This window comes from Verminephrobacter aporrectodeae subsp. tuberculatae (genome assembly GCF_026127385.1).
Classification (GTDB): domain Bacteria; phylum Pseudomonadota; class Gammaproteobacteria; order Burkholderiales; family Burkholderiaceae_C; genus Acidovorax; species Acidovorax aporrectodeae.
Genome location: NZ_QZCX01000001.1, coordinates 715,746 through 731,457, shown reverse-complemented (window position 1 = coordinate 731,457; position 15,712 = coordinate 715,746). Strand labels below are relative to the sequence as shown.

At 68.1% G+C, this 15,712-nt stretch carries 12 protein-coding genes; 6 read left to right on the top strand and 6 right to left on the bottom strand.

The window, feature by feature from the left end:
• Window positions 1-4 precede the first annotated feature (4 nt).
• On the top strand, window positions 5-427 hold the full coding sequence (gene arfB, locus D5041_RS02975) for an alternative ribosome rescue aminoacyl-tRNA hydrolase ArfB (protein WP_010106002.1): 423 nt from the start codon (window positions 5-7) through the stop codon (window positions 425-427).
• On the opposite strand, the gene D5041_RS02970 is transcribed toward arfB, so the two are convergent.
• Window positions 428-2,128, bottom strand: a complete 1,701-nt coding sequence (locus tag D5041_RS02970; RefSeq protein WP_010106000.1) for an electron transfer flavoprotein-ubiquinone oxidoreductase — start codon at window positions 2,126-2,128, stop codon at window positions 428-430.
• Between the two features lie 148 nt (window positions 2,129-2,276).
• Between D5041_RS02970 and D5041_RS02965 the strand changes: the two genes are divergently transcribed.
• A complete protein-coding gene (locus D5041_RS02965; protein WP_010105999.1) occupies window positions 2,277-3,059 on the top strand; it encodes an SDR family oxidoreductase in 783 nt (260 codons plus the stop codon).
• Between the two features lie 156 nt (window positions 3,060-3,215).
• Here the strand turns inward: D5041_RS02965 and D5041_RS02960 are convergent, their stop codons facing one another.
• The 5 genes from D5041_RS02960 to D5041_RS02940 form a co-directional block, all read right to left on the bottom strand.
• Complete coding sequence (locus D5041_RS02960) at window positions 3,216-4,781, bottom strand: methyl-accepting chemotaxis protein (protein ID WP_265282233.1); 1,566 nt, start codon at window positions 4,779-4,781, stop codon at window positions 3,216-3,218.
• Between the two features lie 147 nt (window positions 4,782-4,928).
• Entirely contained in the window at window positions 4,929-5,882 is a 954-nt protein-coding gene (locus D5041_RS02955) for a recombination-associated protein RdgC (RefSeq protein ID WP_010105995.1), read from the bottom strand.
• A gap of 474 nt (window positions 5,883-6,356) precedes the next feature.
• A complete protein-coding gene (locus tag D5041_RS02950; protein ID WP_265283852.1) occupies window positions 6,357-6,839 on the bottom strand; it encodes a C40 family peptidase in 483 nt (160 codons plus the stop codon).
• A 34-nt stretch (window positions 6,840-6,873) separates the two neighbouring features.
• Complete coding sequence (locus tag D5041_RS02945) at window positions 6,874-8,541, bottom strand: 2-isopropylmalate synthase (protein ID WP_265283851.1); 1,668 nt, start codon at window positions 8,539-8,541, stop codon at window positions 6,874-6,876.
• 334 nt (window positions 8,542-8,875) lie between these two features.
• A complete protein-coding gene (locus tag D5041_RS02940) occupies window positions 8,876-9,547 on the bottom strand; it encodes a TetR family transcriptional regulator C-terminal domain-containing protein (RefSeq protein ID WP_010101728.1) in 672 nt (223 codons plus the stop codon).
• Window positions 9,548-9,826: 279 nt separating this feature from the next.
• On the opposite strand from D5041_RS02940, the gene D5041_RS02935 reads away from it, so the two are divergent.
• The 4 genes from D5041_RS02935 to hydA all read left to right on the top strand — a co-directional run bounded on the left by D5041_RS02935 (window position 9,827) and on the right by hydA (window position 15,693).
• The gene (locus D5041_RS02935; protein WP_265283850.1) at window positions 9,827-11,179 is read left to right on the top strand and encodes an NAD(P)-dependent oxidoreductase; all 1,353 of its coding nucleotides are present in this window, start codon (window positions 9,827-9,829) and stop codon (window positions 11,177-11,179) included.
• A gap of 49 nt (window positions 11,180-11,228) precedes the next feature.
• Window positions 11,229-12,554, top strand: coding sequence for an NAD-dependent dihydropyrimidine dehydrogenase subunit PreA (gene preA, locus D5041_RS02930; RefSeq protein ID WP_265283849.1), 1,326 nt, complete (start codon window positions 11,229-11,231; stop codon window positions 12,552-12,554).
• 186 nt (window positions 12,555-12,740) lie between these two features.
• Window positions 12,741-14,201 (top strand): NCS1 family nucleobase:cation symporter-1, encoded by a 1,461-nt coding sequence (locus D5041_RS02925; protein WP_010099934.1) that lies wholly within the window; start codon window positions 12,741-12,743, stop codon window positions 14,199-14,201.
• A gap of 40 nt (window positions 14,202-14,241) precedes the next feature.
• Window positions 14,242-15,693: a dihydropyrimidinase gene (hydA, locus tag D5041_RS02920; RefSeq protein ID WP_265258364.1), complete on the top strand. Its 1,452-nt coding sequence runs from the start codon at window positions 14,242-14,244 to the stop codon at window positions 15,691-15,693.
• Window positions 15,694-15,712: the final 19 nt, after the last annotated feature.

Genomic DNA, 15,712 nt, shown 5'->3' with positions numbered 1-15,712 from the left:
AGCCATGACCCCGTTGCCGCCCCTGCAGGTGTCCGAGGAAGAAGTCGAAATCAGCGCCATGCGCGCGCAGGGCGCGGGTGGGCAGAACGTCAACAAGGTCTCCAGCGCGGTGCATCTGCGCTTCGACGTGGCCGCGTCTTCGTTGCCGGACGACGTGAAGCAACGCCTGCTGGCCCTGCGCGACACGCGCATCACGCAAGAGGGCGTAGTCGTCATCAAGGCCCAGCGGTACCGCAGCCAGGAGCAAAACCGCGCCGATGCGCTGGAGCGCCTGAACGCACTGGTCGGCCGCGTGGCCCGCCCCCCGCGCGTGCGCCGCGCCACCCGGCCCAGCTACGAATCCAGGCGGCGGCGGCTGGAGCGCAAAACGCAGCGCGGCGAGACCAAGGCGCTGCGGGGCAGGGTGCGCGACGGGTCGGCAGGCTGATTACATGCCCGCGTAGTTCGGACCGCCGCCGCCCTCGGGCGCCACCCAGACGATGTTCTGCGTGGGGTCCTTGATGTCGCAGGTCTTGCAGTGCACGCAATTTTGCGCGTTGATTTGCAGGCGCTGCGCGTCGCCGCCCCGGGCCGTGTCGGGGACGAACTCGTAGACCCCCGCGGGACAGTAGCGCGCCTCGGGGCCGGCGTATTCCGCCAGGTTGACACGGACCGGAACGCTCGCGTCCTTGAGCGTCAGGTGCACGGGCTGGTTCTCTTCGTGGTGGGTGTTGCTGATGAACACGCTCGAGAGGCGGTCGAAGGTCAGCTTGCCGTCGGGCTTGGGGTAGGCGATGGGCTGGCATTCGGCGGCGGGCCTGAGGCAGGCGTGGTCGGGCTTGTCGCGGTGCAGCGTCCAGGGGATATGGCCGCGCAGCACGAACTGCTCGAAGCCGTTCATCAGCGTGGCCGTGGTCAGGCCGTACTTGAACCAGTTTTTGAAATTGCGGTCCTTGTTCAGCTCGGTGTGCAACCAGCTCTTCCCGAAGGCCTCGGGGTAGGCGCCGAGCTCGTCGTGTTGGCGGCCCGCTGCGATGGCGTCGTACGCGGCCTGCGCGGCCAGCATGCCGGTCTTGATCGCGGCGTGGCTGCCCTTGATGCGCCCGACGTTCAGATAACCGGCGTCGCAGCCCACGAGCGCGCCGCCCGGGAAGATGGTCTTGGGCAGGGCGTCGATTCCGCTGGCGTTGATGGCGCGCGCGCCGTATGCCAAACGCTTGGCCGTGATCTCGCCGTTTTCGTTTTCAAAGTAGTAGCGGATGCTGGGATGCGTCTTCCAGCGCTGGAATTCCTCGAACGGGTCGAGGTAGGGGTTGCGGTAGCCCAGGCCGGTGACGAAACCGACGGCCAGCTTGCGCTCTGGCAGGTGGTAGAGGAAGGCGCCGCCGTAGGTGTCGCTCTTCAGGGGCCAGCCGGCGGTGTGCATCACGAAGCCGGGTTGGTGGCGCCCGGGGTCGATCTCCCACAGCTCCTTGACGCCAATGCCGAAGCTCTGCGGGTCACGCCCCTGGTCGAGCCCGTAGCGCGCGATCAGCTGGCGGCCCAGGTGGCCGCGCGCGCCCTCGGCGAACACGGTGTACTTGCCCAGCAGTTCCATGCCGAGCTGGAAGTTCGCTCCGGGCACGCCGTCCCTGCCCAGCCCCAGGTTGCCGGTGGCAACGCCCTTGACGCAGCCGTCGTCGCCGTAGAGCACTTCGGCGGCAGCGAAGCCGGGGAAGATTTCCACGCCCAGGGCCTCGGCCTGCGCGGCGAGCCAGCGCGTGACCGCGCCCAGACTCACGACGAAGTTGCCATGGTTGCGCGCAAACGGCGGCAGGAACATGTTCGGAACGCGAAAGCCCGATGTCTCGCCCAGGAAGACGTAGGCGTCGTCGGTCACGGGCTGGTCCAAGGGGGCGCCGCGTTCTTTCCAGTCGGGGATCAACTCGGTCAGCGCCCGGGGATCCATGACCGCGCCCGAGAGGACGTGCGCACCGGGCTCGGAGCCCTTTTCCAGCACCACCACCGAGACGTCCTGCGCTTTTTCGGCGGCCAGCTGCTTGAGCCGGATGGCCGTGGAAAGGCCGGCCGGGCCGCCGCCCACGACCACCACGTCGTATTCCATCGATTCGCGGGGACCATGCTGGGCGAGGATTTCATCGGGGGTCATGGGCTTGTACTCGGGCGTCTGATAATCGGTTGATTTTCCGCGGCGTGGGGCGCAATGCCCTGTCCGGCTGGCGACCGATTGTATTCATGGAGGACGGGTAATCGAACGACCGTTCTATTTTCATCAGCAGGGGGAAGGGAGAACTTCAATGGCATACAGCATCGACTTGTCCGGCCGCGTGGCCTTCATCACGGGCGCCTCCGGCGGACTGGGCGCGCAGTTTGCCCGCACGCTGGCCCGCGCGGGTGCGGGTGTGGTGCTGGCCAGCCGCCGCGTGGACAAGCTCAAGGAGTTGCGCGCGCGCATCGAGGGCGACGGCGGTGACGCGCATGCGATCGAACTCGACGTGACCGACCTTGATTCCATCCGGTCCGCCGTGGCGCACGCCGAAACCGAGATGGGGTCGATCGACATCCTGGTGAACAACTCGGGAGTGGGCATCACCCAGCGCATACAGGACCTGACCCCCGAGGACTACGACTTCATTTTCGACACCAACGTCAAGGGCGCGTTCTTCGTCGCGCAAGAGGTGGGCAAGCGCATGCTCGCGCGCTCCTGCGGGGCTGCGCCGGGCAGCTTCACGGGCGGGCGCATCATCAACATCGCGTCCATGGCGGGCCTGAAGGTGCTGCCGCAGATCGGCGCCTACTGCATGAGCAAGGCGGCGGTGGTGCAGATGACCCGGGCCATGGCCATCGAGTGGGGCCGCTTCGGAATCAACGTCAACGCCATCTGCCCCGGCTACATCGATACGGAAATCAACCACCACCACTGGCAGACGGAGCAGGGCCGCAAGCTGATGGCGATGCTGCCGCGCAAGCGCGTGGGCAGCCCCGAGGACCTGGATGCGCTGCTGATCATGCTCGCCAGCGACCAGAGCCATTTCATCAACGGCGCCGTGATCGCGGCGGATGACGGCTTCGCCGTCTGAGCGCGCAGCCGCCAAGGCCGACGAACAGGGTCTGCGCCAGCGAGCCTACACCGACACCCCGCCAGGCCGGGCCAGCATGCTGCCCGGCCGCGGGTGCGAGTGCAGGTGGCCGGGCGCCGCCGCAGGGCCTGGCGCATGCTGGCCCGGGCGCAGCGCCTACGCTGCCAGGCGAAACTGCCGCACCACCTGCGCCAGGCGGGCCGCCTGTTCGCGCAGGGACTCGGCCGCGGCGGCCGACTCCTGCACCAAGGCGGCGTTCTGCTGGGTCATGCGGTCGATTTCGCCCACCGACTGATTCACCTGGCCTATGCCGGCGGACTGCGCGGACGCCGCCGCCGTGATCTGGCCAATGATTTCGTTGACCCGCTGCACGCTGGCCACGATCTCCTGCATCGCTGTGCCCGCGTCTTCCACATGGCGCACGCCGCCGTCCACGGCGCTCACGCTGCGACCGATGAGGGCCTTGATGTCGTTCGCGGCAGTGGCCGAGCGCTGCGCCAGGCTGCGCACCTCGCTCGCCACCACGGCGAAGCCACGCCCCTGCTCGCCGGCGCGCGCGGCCTCCACCGCGGCGTTGAGCGCCAGGATGTTGGTCTGGAAAGCGATCGAGTCGATCAGGCCGATGATGTCGCCGATCTCGCGGCTCGACGCCGAGATCTCGCGCATGCTGACCACGGCCTGCGCTATCACCGCGCCGCCGCGCGTGGCCGTATCCGACGCCGAAGTCGCCAGCTGGTGCGCCATGCGCGACGAGGACGCGGTCTGCTGCACGGTGGACGTGAGCTGCGACAGCGAGGTCGCCGCCTCCTGCGCATGGCCGGCCGTCTGTTCCGTGCGCTGCGACAGATCCTGGTTTCCTGCGGCGATCTCCTGGCTGGCGCTGGCAACGCTGCCGCTGGCGTCGCGCACCTGCGCCACCAGCGTCCCCAGGCCCTGCTGCATGTCGCGCAGGGCGCGCTGCAGGTCGGCCACCTCATCGCGCTCATCGGCCGCGATGCGCTGCGCAAGGTTCCCGCCGGCAATGGCCTGCGCCATCGCGCACGCGTCCTCCAGCGGACGGCAGATGGAGCGCATGTTCATCAGCGTGGTGGGCACCACCATCACCACCGTGACCAAGACCAAGAGCGCGAAAAGCCAGTTCGTCTGGCTCGATACCGCGCCCTGCTGCTGCACCGACCTGGCGACCTCGCTGCGCAGCACGGCGTCGAGCTCGCCCATCGACCGGCCCGCCAGATCGAACTCGGCCACCGCCTTGGTGCTCATGTGGTTCGCAATGGTCGCCGTGTCGTAGCCGCTGGCCTCGAGCTGGCGGATCACGGGAGCAAACAGGTCGCGGTAGCTGTCGAGCCTGGTGATGATGCTGCGCAGCACGGGATTGTCCGAATCTTCTTCGCCCTCCAGGAACTTGTCGGCAATCTTGCGCGCCTGCTCCAGGCTGGCCTGCCACTTGGCGTGCGCGGCCTTCACGGCCTCGGGCTTTTCGTAGCCGATGATCATGTCCTTCTCGTGCTGGCGGATCGCTCCCATCTCGCCCTGCAGCGCGGCCATGTCGGCCATTTTGGCAATGGTGTGCGCCATGAAATCTTCGCTCATGGCGTGGATGCGGAACATTCCCAGCATGCCTGCGCCACCCAGCAGGCTCAGCAGGCCCAGAACCACGGCAATGGCCCCGAGCATGCGCAACCGAATCGTGAACCGCCGCATGAACGAGAAGAGATTCATGGTTCGTCTTCCTTGAAAACAGGGGGTGCGCCGACGCCGTGCACGCCGCGGCCGCCCTGCCCCAACCCTCCCTGGTTTTCAGCAAGGCGCCGCAGTTTGCCAGACAACACCGGCCGCCCTGTACGCATTTGTCACATGCGCCGCGGCTCAGAACGGGGCCGAATCCGGGCTCCCGTCCACCGGCGCGGGCCCGGCCGCCGCCTCGGCCACGCCCGCCTGCGCTTCGCCGCCCAAGGCCTCGATCAGATCGGGGATCAGCTGCGCCAGCTCGCCCGTGGCAAGCGCCACGTCGGTGTCAAAACCGCGATCGTCGGCCTTGCCGCCATCGAACACCGGGTCCAGGAACTCCAGCTTCCTGAGCTGCAAGCCTTCGGTGAGCAGGAAGGAGACGCGGTCGTTCCACGTGAGCGCAAGCCGGGTCGGCAGCTTGCCGGCGGCGATATGCGCCTGCACCTCTTCGATATCGAGCCGATGGCGGGCGTAGCGCACCACGGAATTCTCCTCGTCGGCGCTCTTGAGCTCGCATTCGCGGTCCACGCTGAAACCCGCGGGCGGCTCCTGCGCTCCGAGCCAGTGCGACATCGCGGCCTGCGGGCTGGTCCGGGTGTCGAGCAACGCCACCGACAGGCCGGGAAGCGATTCGACCAGCAGGGTCACGACCTCGTCGGCGCAGCTCTGGCTGGAGGTGTCGAGCAGCAACAGGCGGGACGCGGTATCCATCCACACCCACACCGCCGTCTGCTTGGTGAACGCCATGGGCAGCAAATCCAGCCGGGTCTCGTCCTTGAGATCCCGGCTCTCCCTCTTGCCCGGCTTGCGGCCGGTTTCGCGCTCGATGCGCTCGGCCTTTTCCTTCACCTTGCGGGCCAGCACCGGGCCCGGAACGGCCTTGGCCTCGAGCATGCAGCGCACGATCCACTGCCCCGCGACCGATTCCGCCAACGGCCCATGCGCCTCGCCCCGGGGCGCAACCCAGCCCAGGGACTTCTCCTGCGTGGCGCCGCACTCCATGAACGGCGCCTTCGCCAGGGCCTCTTCCAGCTGCGTCCATTCCACCTGCGATTGCGGCGCAATGCGGTACAGGAGCACGTTCTTGAACATGAAAAAACCTTTCCTTTTGTTGGGGGCCTCGTCGCTTGCCCGACGGACACGAAACCCGCGATTGTCGACGCAGGCCAGCAGATGCCCGAAACCCGGGAGCGCTTTCTTTTTGCTGGCTGATGGCGCATCCAGCGCCGCGCGACGCTTTCCGTCTCCGCCAGCGTGGCCGCAGCCCTGCGGCAGGCGAGCGTGGACAAACCTGGGAATAGTTCTGGCACAACTCGGTGGTTATCCACAGAAAAAGACCCGGCGCCCAAGTTGTTGTCTCTGCACTTCGCCCATTGCGCGCGTCACCCCACAGGCTTTGGCGCTGCGCAAACCCGCACCAGCACTGGGGAAACAAGGCTTGTCCACAGAAAACGGCAGGGCCTACTACTACTGCTATTTATAAATAAAGAAAGTAGAAGAACAAGCAAAACCCGAAAACCGGGGCGTCGGGATGACGGCGCGGAGGATGGGCATGGGCGGGCTCGCTCAGGGCCGCCGGAACGACGCGTTCTGCCGCGCCCAGTAACGCGCTTGCAGGAGGTCCAGGCGCACCCTGCCGCCGCTGGACGGCGCGTGCACGAAGCGCCCCTGGCCCACGTAGATGCCGGCATGCGAGGGCACGGGTCCGGTGCCGAACAGCACCAGGTCCCCCGCGCGCAGTTCGCTGCCGGAGACGGGTTCGCCCCAGCCGCTGAGTTGCGCCACGGTGCGCGGTGGCGCCGTGCCCATGCGGCTGCGGTACACGTAGCCAATCAGCCCGCTGCAATCAAAGCCTGAATCGGGCGTGTTGCCGCCATGGCGGTAGGGCGTTCCCACGAGGCCCAGCGCGTGGATGGCGATGTCGCTCGCCTGCGCCTGCGACAACGGCGTGTAAACCGGGGCCCGGTGCACCGAGGGGGGCGCCGGGGTGCTGCAGCCGCCCAATGCCAGCAGGGCCGCCGCGCAGGTCAGGCAGTGGAATGCGCGCATGGTCCCCGAGGGTAGCGCATGGGCGGCAGCGGCCTCATGCCGCCCTGGCCGCTGGTGCAGACCGGCGCCGCTGCATGAGCCGGTTGGCCGCGTTCACGAGGGCCTGCACCGAGGCCGTCACGCTGCAATGGCTGGCGCCAGCGCCAAAGGTGGATCCGGCCACGCCCTCCAGGGCGGCCTCCACGATGACCATGGTCTGGACGCCGGCGGCACGCTCCTCGCAGTGGTCCACGCGCAGCGGCAGGCCCAGCGCGTCCACCGTGGCGGCGACGGGGCCGCAGCCCTGGCCGCGCAGGCGTTCGCGGGCGCCGCCGATGCTGACGTCGAGCTCCATGCCCTGCCCGTCTGCGCCCGGCCGGTGGCTATGGCAAACGATGGCCGGTTGCGCGGGGGCCTGCAGGTAAGTGGCCCGGAAGAGCTCCCACAGCGCGTCGCCGCCCATCTCGGTCTCGCTCGCGTCGGTCTGGCGCTGCACCAGCGCGCTGAACTCCACTTGCATGCGCCGGGGCATCACCACGCCGTACCCGCGCTCGAGCAGGAACGCGATGCCGCCCTTGCCCGACTGGCTGTTCACCCGGATCACGCCGTCATACGTGCGCCCCAGGTCGGCGGGGTCTATGGGCAGGTAGGGCACGGCCCACGCGGCGTCCGGGTCCTGCGCGGCAAGGCCCTTCCTGATCGCGTCCTGGTGCGACCCGGAAAAGGCCGTGAACACCAGATCGCCGGCGTAGGGGTGGCGCGGGTGCACGGGCAACGCGGTACATTCCTCGGCCACGCGGGCCACGGCGGTGATGTCCGAAAAGTCCAGGCCCGGAGACACACCCTGGGTGTACAGGTTCAGCGCCAGCGTCACGATGTCCACATTGCCGCAGCGCTCGCCGTTGCCGAACAGGCAGCCTTCGATGCGCTGTGCGCCGGCCATCATGGCCAGCTCGGCCGCGGCCACACCCGTCCCGCGGTCGTTGTGCGGGTGCACCGAGAGCAGCACGTGCTCGCGCGGCGAAAGGCGCCGGTGCATCCACTCGATCTGGTCGGCAAACACGTTGGGCGTGGCGTTCTCCACGGTGCTGGGCAGGTTGATGATGATGTGCCGGTCGGGCCCCGTGCCCCAGGCGGAGATGGCCGTCTGACAGGCGCGCAGCGAGACGTCGGGCTCGGTGGCGCTGAAGGTCTCGGGCGAGTATTGCAGCGTCCACCGGGTCGCAGGCTGCGCGTCGGTGAGCTGTCTGAGGTAGCCCACGTGGTGGCGGATGAGCTGCAGCATCTGCGCCACGTTCATGCCGAACACGGTGCGCCGCCACGCGGGTGCGGTGGCGTTGTACAGGTGCACGATGGCGTGGCGCGCACCCCGCACGGCTTGCACGGTGCGCGCAATCAGGTCCTCGCGCAGCTGGGTGATGACCATGATGCGCACGTCGTCGGGGATCAGGTCGTCATCGACGAGGTGGCGCACGCAGTCGAAATCGGTCTGCGACGCGGCCGGAAAGCCGACCTCGATCTCCTTGAAACCGATGCGCACCAGTTCATGAAAAAGGCGCAGCTTGCGCTCGCAGTTCATCGGCTCGAACAACGCCTGGTTGCCGTCGCGCAGGTCGGTGGAGAGCCACACGGGCGCGCGGCTGATGCTGCGCGACGGCCATTGGCGATCGGTCAATGCCACGGGGGCGATGGGCTGGTATTTGGTAGCGGGGTTGGCAATCATGAGGGGCTCCACGAACGGTGTGTGCGTCGCGCGTTGCGCTGTGCACCGGGCTGGTCAAACGAAAAACGGATGACGTCCCCTGCAGCCCTTTGCTGGTGTGCAAAGGCTGGTTCGTGGGCCGGGGTCAGGGGGATGTCAGGTGTTGCGCCGAACGGCAACACGGGAGGGCGCAGGCAGACCCCGGCCGGGTACTAGACCTGGCCGTAGGGTGGACGGGAGCATGCTGCGCAACATGCCCTGAAATCTAGCACAGGAGCGCAGAAAGAAGAAAGCCCCAGCCGCGTCCACCGTGGTATTTCCAACGAGGCAGGTCCCGCTGTCTGCGCCGCACAACTCACGCAGCTGGTTTTCCGCTGGCGGAGCCGCTGCCCGTTGCGGGCAACGCGAGCGCGCCAAGCACCATGCGCACGATCAGTTCCTCGGCCTTTTCGTAGTCTCTTCCGGTCAGCGCCGGTTTGCCCAGCAGGGGCGCGAACTGCGCTTCCTGCTCGGCGTAGGCCTGCGTCACGGACCAGATGATGAACATCAGGTGCCTGAAGTCCACCTTCGCGATGCGCTGCGCACGTGCCCAGCGCTCAAAGTGGCGGACTCCCGAATCGAGCAGCGGCGCGACGCGCCCGGTGATCGCCTTGGCGTAGCGTGGCGCGCCGGCAATCATCTCCTTGCTGAATACCTTGACCCCCTGGGGGCGCGTGCGCGAGTAATGCAGCTTGGCGCGGATGTAGCGGCGCAGCGCCTGCTGCGGGTCGTCGCTGTGCGCGAGCTCCTGCATTCCGGCCAGCCACTCGGTGAGCACGTCGTCGAGCACGCGCTGGTAGAGCGCCTCCTTGCCGGGAAAGTAGTACAGCAGGTTGTGCCGGCTGATGCCGATGGCCGCCGCAATGCTCTCCAGCGACGCGCCCTCGAAGCCGAATTGTGCGAAGTGGTTCTCCGCCTCGGCGAGGATTGCCTGCTCCTTGAGCAGGCGGGAGGCCGTCGGGGCTCGGGCTGGGTGCGCATCTTTCATGGTGCAACCATAGTGGAATAAGCCGGGCGCGAAAACCGGCGCACAAGGGGTTCGCAGGCGGCGCGGGAGCGCGAATCGGCTGATTGGGGTTTTCCCTAGGGATTTTACCAATTGGTAAATTTTTTCAGCCGGGTAGACTGCCCGGCTCGCTATGGTGAGGACCACGATGAAACCTCCAAAACAGAAGGGCGCAGGCAGCACCCGGGCGGGCATTTGTGCGCGTGCAGATGCGCCCCCGCTGGCCCGGTGCCCCACTTTGAACCCCGCTGAGGAAACCCGATGGACGCGCCCGCAAGCCGCGCCTGCGGAATTCGTTCCGGGCGCCTGAGTCCGGCCGACTGCGCCGCCAACTTCGGCGACGTCCACGCGCCGCTGACCCGGCCGCAGGCGCTGATCGAGGCCGAGCGCTGCTACTACTGCCACGACGCGCCGTGCACCACGGCGTGCCCCACGGGGATCGACGTTCCCTCGTTCATCCAGCGCATTGCGCAGGGCAATGAGCGCGGCGCGGCGCGCGCCATTTTGCAGGCCAATCCGCTGGGCGGAATCTGCGCCCGGGTATGCCCGACCGAGGTGCTGTGCGAGCAGGTCTGTGTGCGCAACACCCACGGGGACAAGCCGGTGGAGATCGGCGCCCTGCAGCGCTACGCCACCGACGCCTTGTTCGCCAAGCCGGGCGCGCCCCTGTTTCAGCGCGCGGCGTCCACGGGCCGGCGCGTGGCGGTGGTGGGCGCCGGGCCCGCGGGGCTGGCCTGCGCGCATGGTCTGGCCCTGCGCGGCCATGCGGTGGTGCTGTTCGAGGCGCGTCCCAAGCTGGGCGGCCTGAATGAGTATGGCCTGGCCCGCTACAAGACGCCGCATGACTTCGCGCAAAAGGAGGTTGCGTGGCTGCTGTCGGTCGGTGGCATCGCGGTGCGCACCGGCCAGCAGCTGGGGCGCGACATCGCGCTCGACGGTCTGCTGGGCGCGTACGACGCGGTGTTCCTGGGGCTCGGGCTGTCGGGCGTGAACGCGCTGGGGATTGCCGAGCCCACGGCCACGGGACTGCGCAATGCGGTGGACTTCATCGCCGAGTTGCGCCAGAGCAGCGACCTGGCCAGCCTGCCGGTGGGGCGCCGGGTGGTGGTGGTTGGCGGCGGCATGACGGCGGTGGACGCCGCCGTGCAGTCGCGCAAGCTCGGCGCGCAGGAGGTGAGCATCGTCTATCGCCGCGGCGCCGAAGGCATGTCGGCGTCGCGCGTGGAGCAGGACTGGGCGCAGACCCATGGCGTGAAAATCCACCACTGGGCGGCCCCCAAGGAATTGCTCTGCGCGGACGGTGCGGTCAAGGGCATGCGCTTCGCCGCCACGGCGCTCGATGCTGCGGGCCAGCTGGTGGAGACCGGCGAGTGCTTCACGCTCGACGCCGACATGCTCCTCAAGGCCATTGGCCAGACCTATGTGGCCGAGCCAGCGGGCCAGGCGATTGCGCTGGCGGGCGGGCGCATCGCCACGGACGCGATGGGCCGCACCAGCCTGGCCCGTGTCTGGGCCGGCGGCGACTGCCGCGCGGGCGGGCGCGACCTGACCGTGGAAGCCGTGGAGCACGGCAAGCGGGCCGCGGTCTCCATGCACGAGGCGCTCCTGGCCTGAGCGGCGCCAGCCGCCGCAGCGCATTCACGGCAATTCACGGGAGCATCGCATGGCCGATATCCGCAGCAATTTTCTGGGCATCAGAAGCCCCAACCCCTTCTGGCTCGCGTCCGCACCGCCGACCGACAAGGAGATCAACGTCACGCGCGCCTTCGAGGCGGGCTGGGGCGGCGTGGTCTGGAAGACGCTGGGCGAGGACCCGCCCATCGTCAACGTCAACGGCCCGCGCTACGCGACGCTCATGGCGCAGGACCGGCGCGTGATCGGCCTGAACAACATCGAGCTCATCACCGACCGGCCGCTGCACACCAACCTGCAAGAGATCCGGCGCGTCAAACGCAGCTGGCCCGACCGCGCGCTGCTCGTTTCCTTGATGGTTCCGTGCGAGGAGCAGAGCTGGAGGCGCATCCTGGCGCAGGTCGAGGACACGGGCGCCGACGGCGTCGAGCTCAACTTCGGCTGCCCGCACGGCATGAGCGAGCGCGGCATGGGTTCCGCCGTGGGCCAAGTGCCGGAGTACATCCGGATGGTCACGGCCTGGTGCAAGCACCACAGCCGGCTGCCCGTGGTCGTCAAGCTCACGCCGAACGTCACCGACGTGCGCCTGCCCGCGCGCGCTGCCCGGGCGGGCGGGGCCGACGCGGTGTCGCTCATCAACACCATCAACTCCGTGATGGGGGTGGACCTGGATCGCATGGTGATGCTCCCGAGTACCGCTGGCCAGGGCTCGCACGGCGGCTACTGCGGCCCGGCCGTGAAGCCGATTGCGCTGAACATGGTGGCCGAGATCGCGCGCGACGCGCGGACCGCGGACCTGCCCCTGAGCGGCATTGGCGGCGTCGGCAACTGGCGCGACGCGGCCGAGTACATTGCGCTCGGCTGCGGCACGGTGCAGGTGTGCACTGCGGCCATGGTGTACGGCTTTCGGATCGTGCAGGACATGTGCGACGGGCTGTCGAACTTCATGGACGAGCAGGGCTACGCGACGCTGGACGACTTCCGGGGCCGGGCCCTTGCGTCCGTCCGGGACTGGCAGAGCCTGGACCTCGGGCACGTGGAAAAAGCGCTCATCGATCAGGACGCCTGCATCCGCTGTGGCCGCTGCCACGTGGTGTGCGAAGACACCGCACACCAGGCGATCACGGCCATGGTCGACGGGGTGCGCCGCTTCCAGGTGAAGGAAGAGGAATGCGTGGGCTGCAACCTGTGCGCGTCGATCTGCCCGGTGCCCGGGTGCATCAGCATGCGCGCGCTGCAACCGGGCGAAGTCGATGCGCGCACCGGAATCCGGGTCACGGGCGAATACGCGAACTGGACGACGCATCCGAACAACCCGCAGCGCCCGCCGCCCGCGGCCGCGCCGGCCATGGCCTGAGGCGCGCGCCGCACCGGAGATGCATGCAAACAGATCATGCCGAGGCACGCGCCGCGCCGCCGCAGCGCCTGCCGCACGGCATTTTCGGGTGCGATTCTTGCGCGCCCGCTCGTGTCCGCCGTCTGCCCAAGCGCCGGGGCGCCGGGCCAGACGGCACCCTACACTGTCTTTCACAGGAGTCGCAATATGACAAACAGTACCGGCAGCGCCGCCCACGTGGCGCGGCCCCTTCCCGGCGCGGCATCGGACGCGCTCGCGAACGATGATTTGCTCCCCACCACGCCCGCGCAGCGGCGCTGGGCCTGGAGAGACTTTGCCGCGCTCTGGGTGGGCATGGTGGTCTGCGTTCCCACCTACACCATGGCCAGCTCCATGCTCGACCAGGGCTTTACCTGGCAGATGGCGGTGTGGCTGGTGTTCCTGGCGAACTGCATCGTGCTCGTTCCCATGCTGCTCATCGGGAGCGTGGGGCCCCGGTACGGCGTGCCGTTTCCGGTGCTCGCGCGCGCGTCGTTTGGCGTCCAGGGTGCGAACCTGCCCGCGGTGCTGCGCGGCCTGGTGGCCTGCGGCTGGTTTTCCATCAACTGCTACTTCGGTGCGCTCGCGCTGCATGGCTTTTTGAACGTCCTGGGAATGGGCCTGGTGGGACCGACCGAGGGGCAGACCATCAGCAACTCGCAGTTCGCATGCTTTCTGGCGTTCTGGGCCGTGCATATCTGGTTCATCTGGAAGGGGCCGGAATCCATCCGCAAGCTCGAAGTGGTCGCCGCGCCGCTGATGATCGCTGCGTCCCTCGCTCTGGTGGTCGTGCTGCTGGTGCGGGTGCCTCCGGGCCAGCTCTTCAACCTGCCCCCGAAGGTGGTCGAGGGGGGCCCCAGAACCTGGGCCGCGCTCACCGGCCTGGTGGGCTTTTGGGCCACGCTGGCGCTGAATATCCCGGACTTCACGCGCTTTGCCCGGTCGCAAAAGGACCAGATTCTGGGCCAGGCCATCGGCTTGCCGATCCCCATGGCGCTGTTCTCCATGGTCGGCGTGATCGGGTTTTCGGCGTCGGCCATTTTGTACGGCAAGGCGCAGCTGTTCCCCGACGGCCTGCTGACGCAAATGGGCAGCTTCGCGGCGGGCCTGGGCCTGCTCGTGATCCTGCTGGCCAACCTGACCACCAACGTGGCCGCCAACCTGGTGTCGCCTTCGTATGACTTCAGCCAGGTGGCGCCCGCGAAGATCAGCTTTCGCGCCGGGGGCCTGATCGCTGCGTTCATCGGCCTGCTGTTCATGCCCTGGAAGCTGCTGGCCACCTCGGGTGACTACCTGTTTACTTGGCTCGGCGGTTATGGAACGCTGCTGGGCGCGATCGCCGGCATTTTGCTGGTGGACTATTACCTGGTGCGCAAAGGGGAGCTCAAGGTGGACGACCTCTACCGCCGCGGCGGCGAGTACGAGTACTGCGACGGCTGGAACCCGCGGGCGCTGGTCGCCTTCGGCCTGGGCGTGCTGCCCTGCCTGCCAGGCTATCTGGCGGTGTCGGGAGCCATCGACAAGGCGGCGCTGCCCGGTCTGCTGCTCGGCCTGTTCGACTTTGGCTGGTTCTTCAGCCTGGCCGTGGCCGGCACCTGCTATTACTACCTGAGCACCAGAAAGAAATGATTCCCCCATTCCCATATCCCCATCCCGGAAGGAGTCCCCCATGAGCCAGGCCCTTGTGATCCGCGGTGGCACCGTGGTCAACGCCGACCGCGAACAGCGCGCCGACGTGCTGTGCGTGGACGGCCGCATCGTGGCGGTTGGCGAAACCGCAGCGCAGCATGCTCCTGCCGGGGCGCAGACCCTGGACGCCGGCGGGCAGTACGTGCTGCCCGGGGGCATAGACCCCCATACCCATATGCAGCTGCCGTTCATGGGCACGGTGACCGCGGACGATTTCTTCAGCGGCACGGCAGCCGGCCTGGCCGGCGGCACGACGAGCATCATCGATTTCGTCATCCCCGACCCGCAGGAGCCGGTGCTGGACGCCTACCGCAAATGGCGCGGCTGGGCCGAGAAGTCTGCGGCCGACTACGGTTTCCACGTGGCCATCACCTGGTGGAGCGAGCAGGTGCACGCCGACATGGGAACACTGGTGCAGCAAGAGGGCGTGAACAGCTTCAAGCATTTCATGGCCTACAAGAACGCCATCATGTGCGACGACGAAACGCTGGTGCGCAGCTTCCTGCGCGCGCTGGAACTGGGCGCCATGCCCACGGTGCACGCGGAAAACGGCGAGCTGGTCTGCCTGTTGCAGCAGGAAGTGGCGCGCATGGGAATCACCGGCCCCGAGGGCCACCCGCTGTCGCGCCCGCCCATGGTCGAGGCCGAGGCGACGAACCGCGCGATCGCAATCGCCGACGTGCTGGGCGTTCCCGTCTACGTGGTGCACGTGAGCTGCATGGAGGCCGCCGAAGCCATTGCCCGCGCCCGTGCGCGCGGCCAGCGCGTGTACGGCGAGGTGCTGGCCGGGCATTTGCTGGTTGACGACAGCGTGTACCGCGACCCGGACTTCGCGCGGGCCGCCGCGCATGTGATGAGCCCGCCGTTTCGCCCCAAGATCCACCAGGAGGCGTTATGGCGCGGCCTGCAGTCGGGCCAGCTGCACACCACGGCGACGGACCATTGCGTCTTCTGCGCCGCGCAAAAGGCCATGGGCAAACAGAACTTCGCCCAGATTCCGAACGGCACCGGCGGCGTGGAGGAACGCATGGCCGTGATCTGGGATGCGGGCGTGAACACCGGGCGCCTCACGCCCAGCGAGTTCGTCGCCATCACCTCGGCGAACGCCGCGAGCCTGTTCAACATCTACCCGCGCAAGGGCTTTATCGGCGAGGGCGCCGACGCCGACCTGGTGCTATGGGACCCGCAAGGCAGCAAGACCTTCTCGGCCAAGACCCAGCGCAGCAAGGGCGACTTCAACCTCTTCGAAGGCCGCAGTGTGCGCGGCATTGCGAGCCACACCGTGAGCCAGGGGCGGGTGGTGTACGCCAACGGCGAGCTGCGCGCCGAGCCGGGCCGGGGCCGCTACGTCGAGCGCCCGGCGTTTGGCGCCCCCTTCCAGGCGCTGCAAAAACGTGCGCGGGACCTGGCCCCGACCGCGGTCGTGCGCTGATTCACGGATTCATTCATGT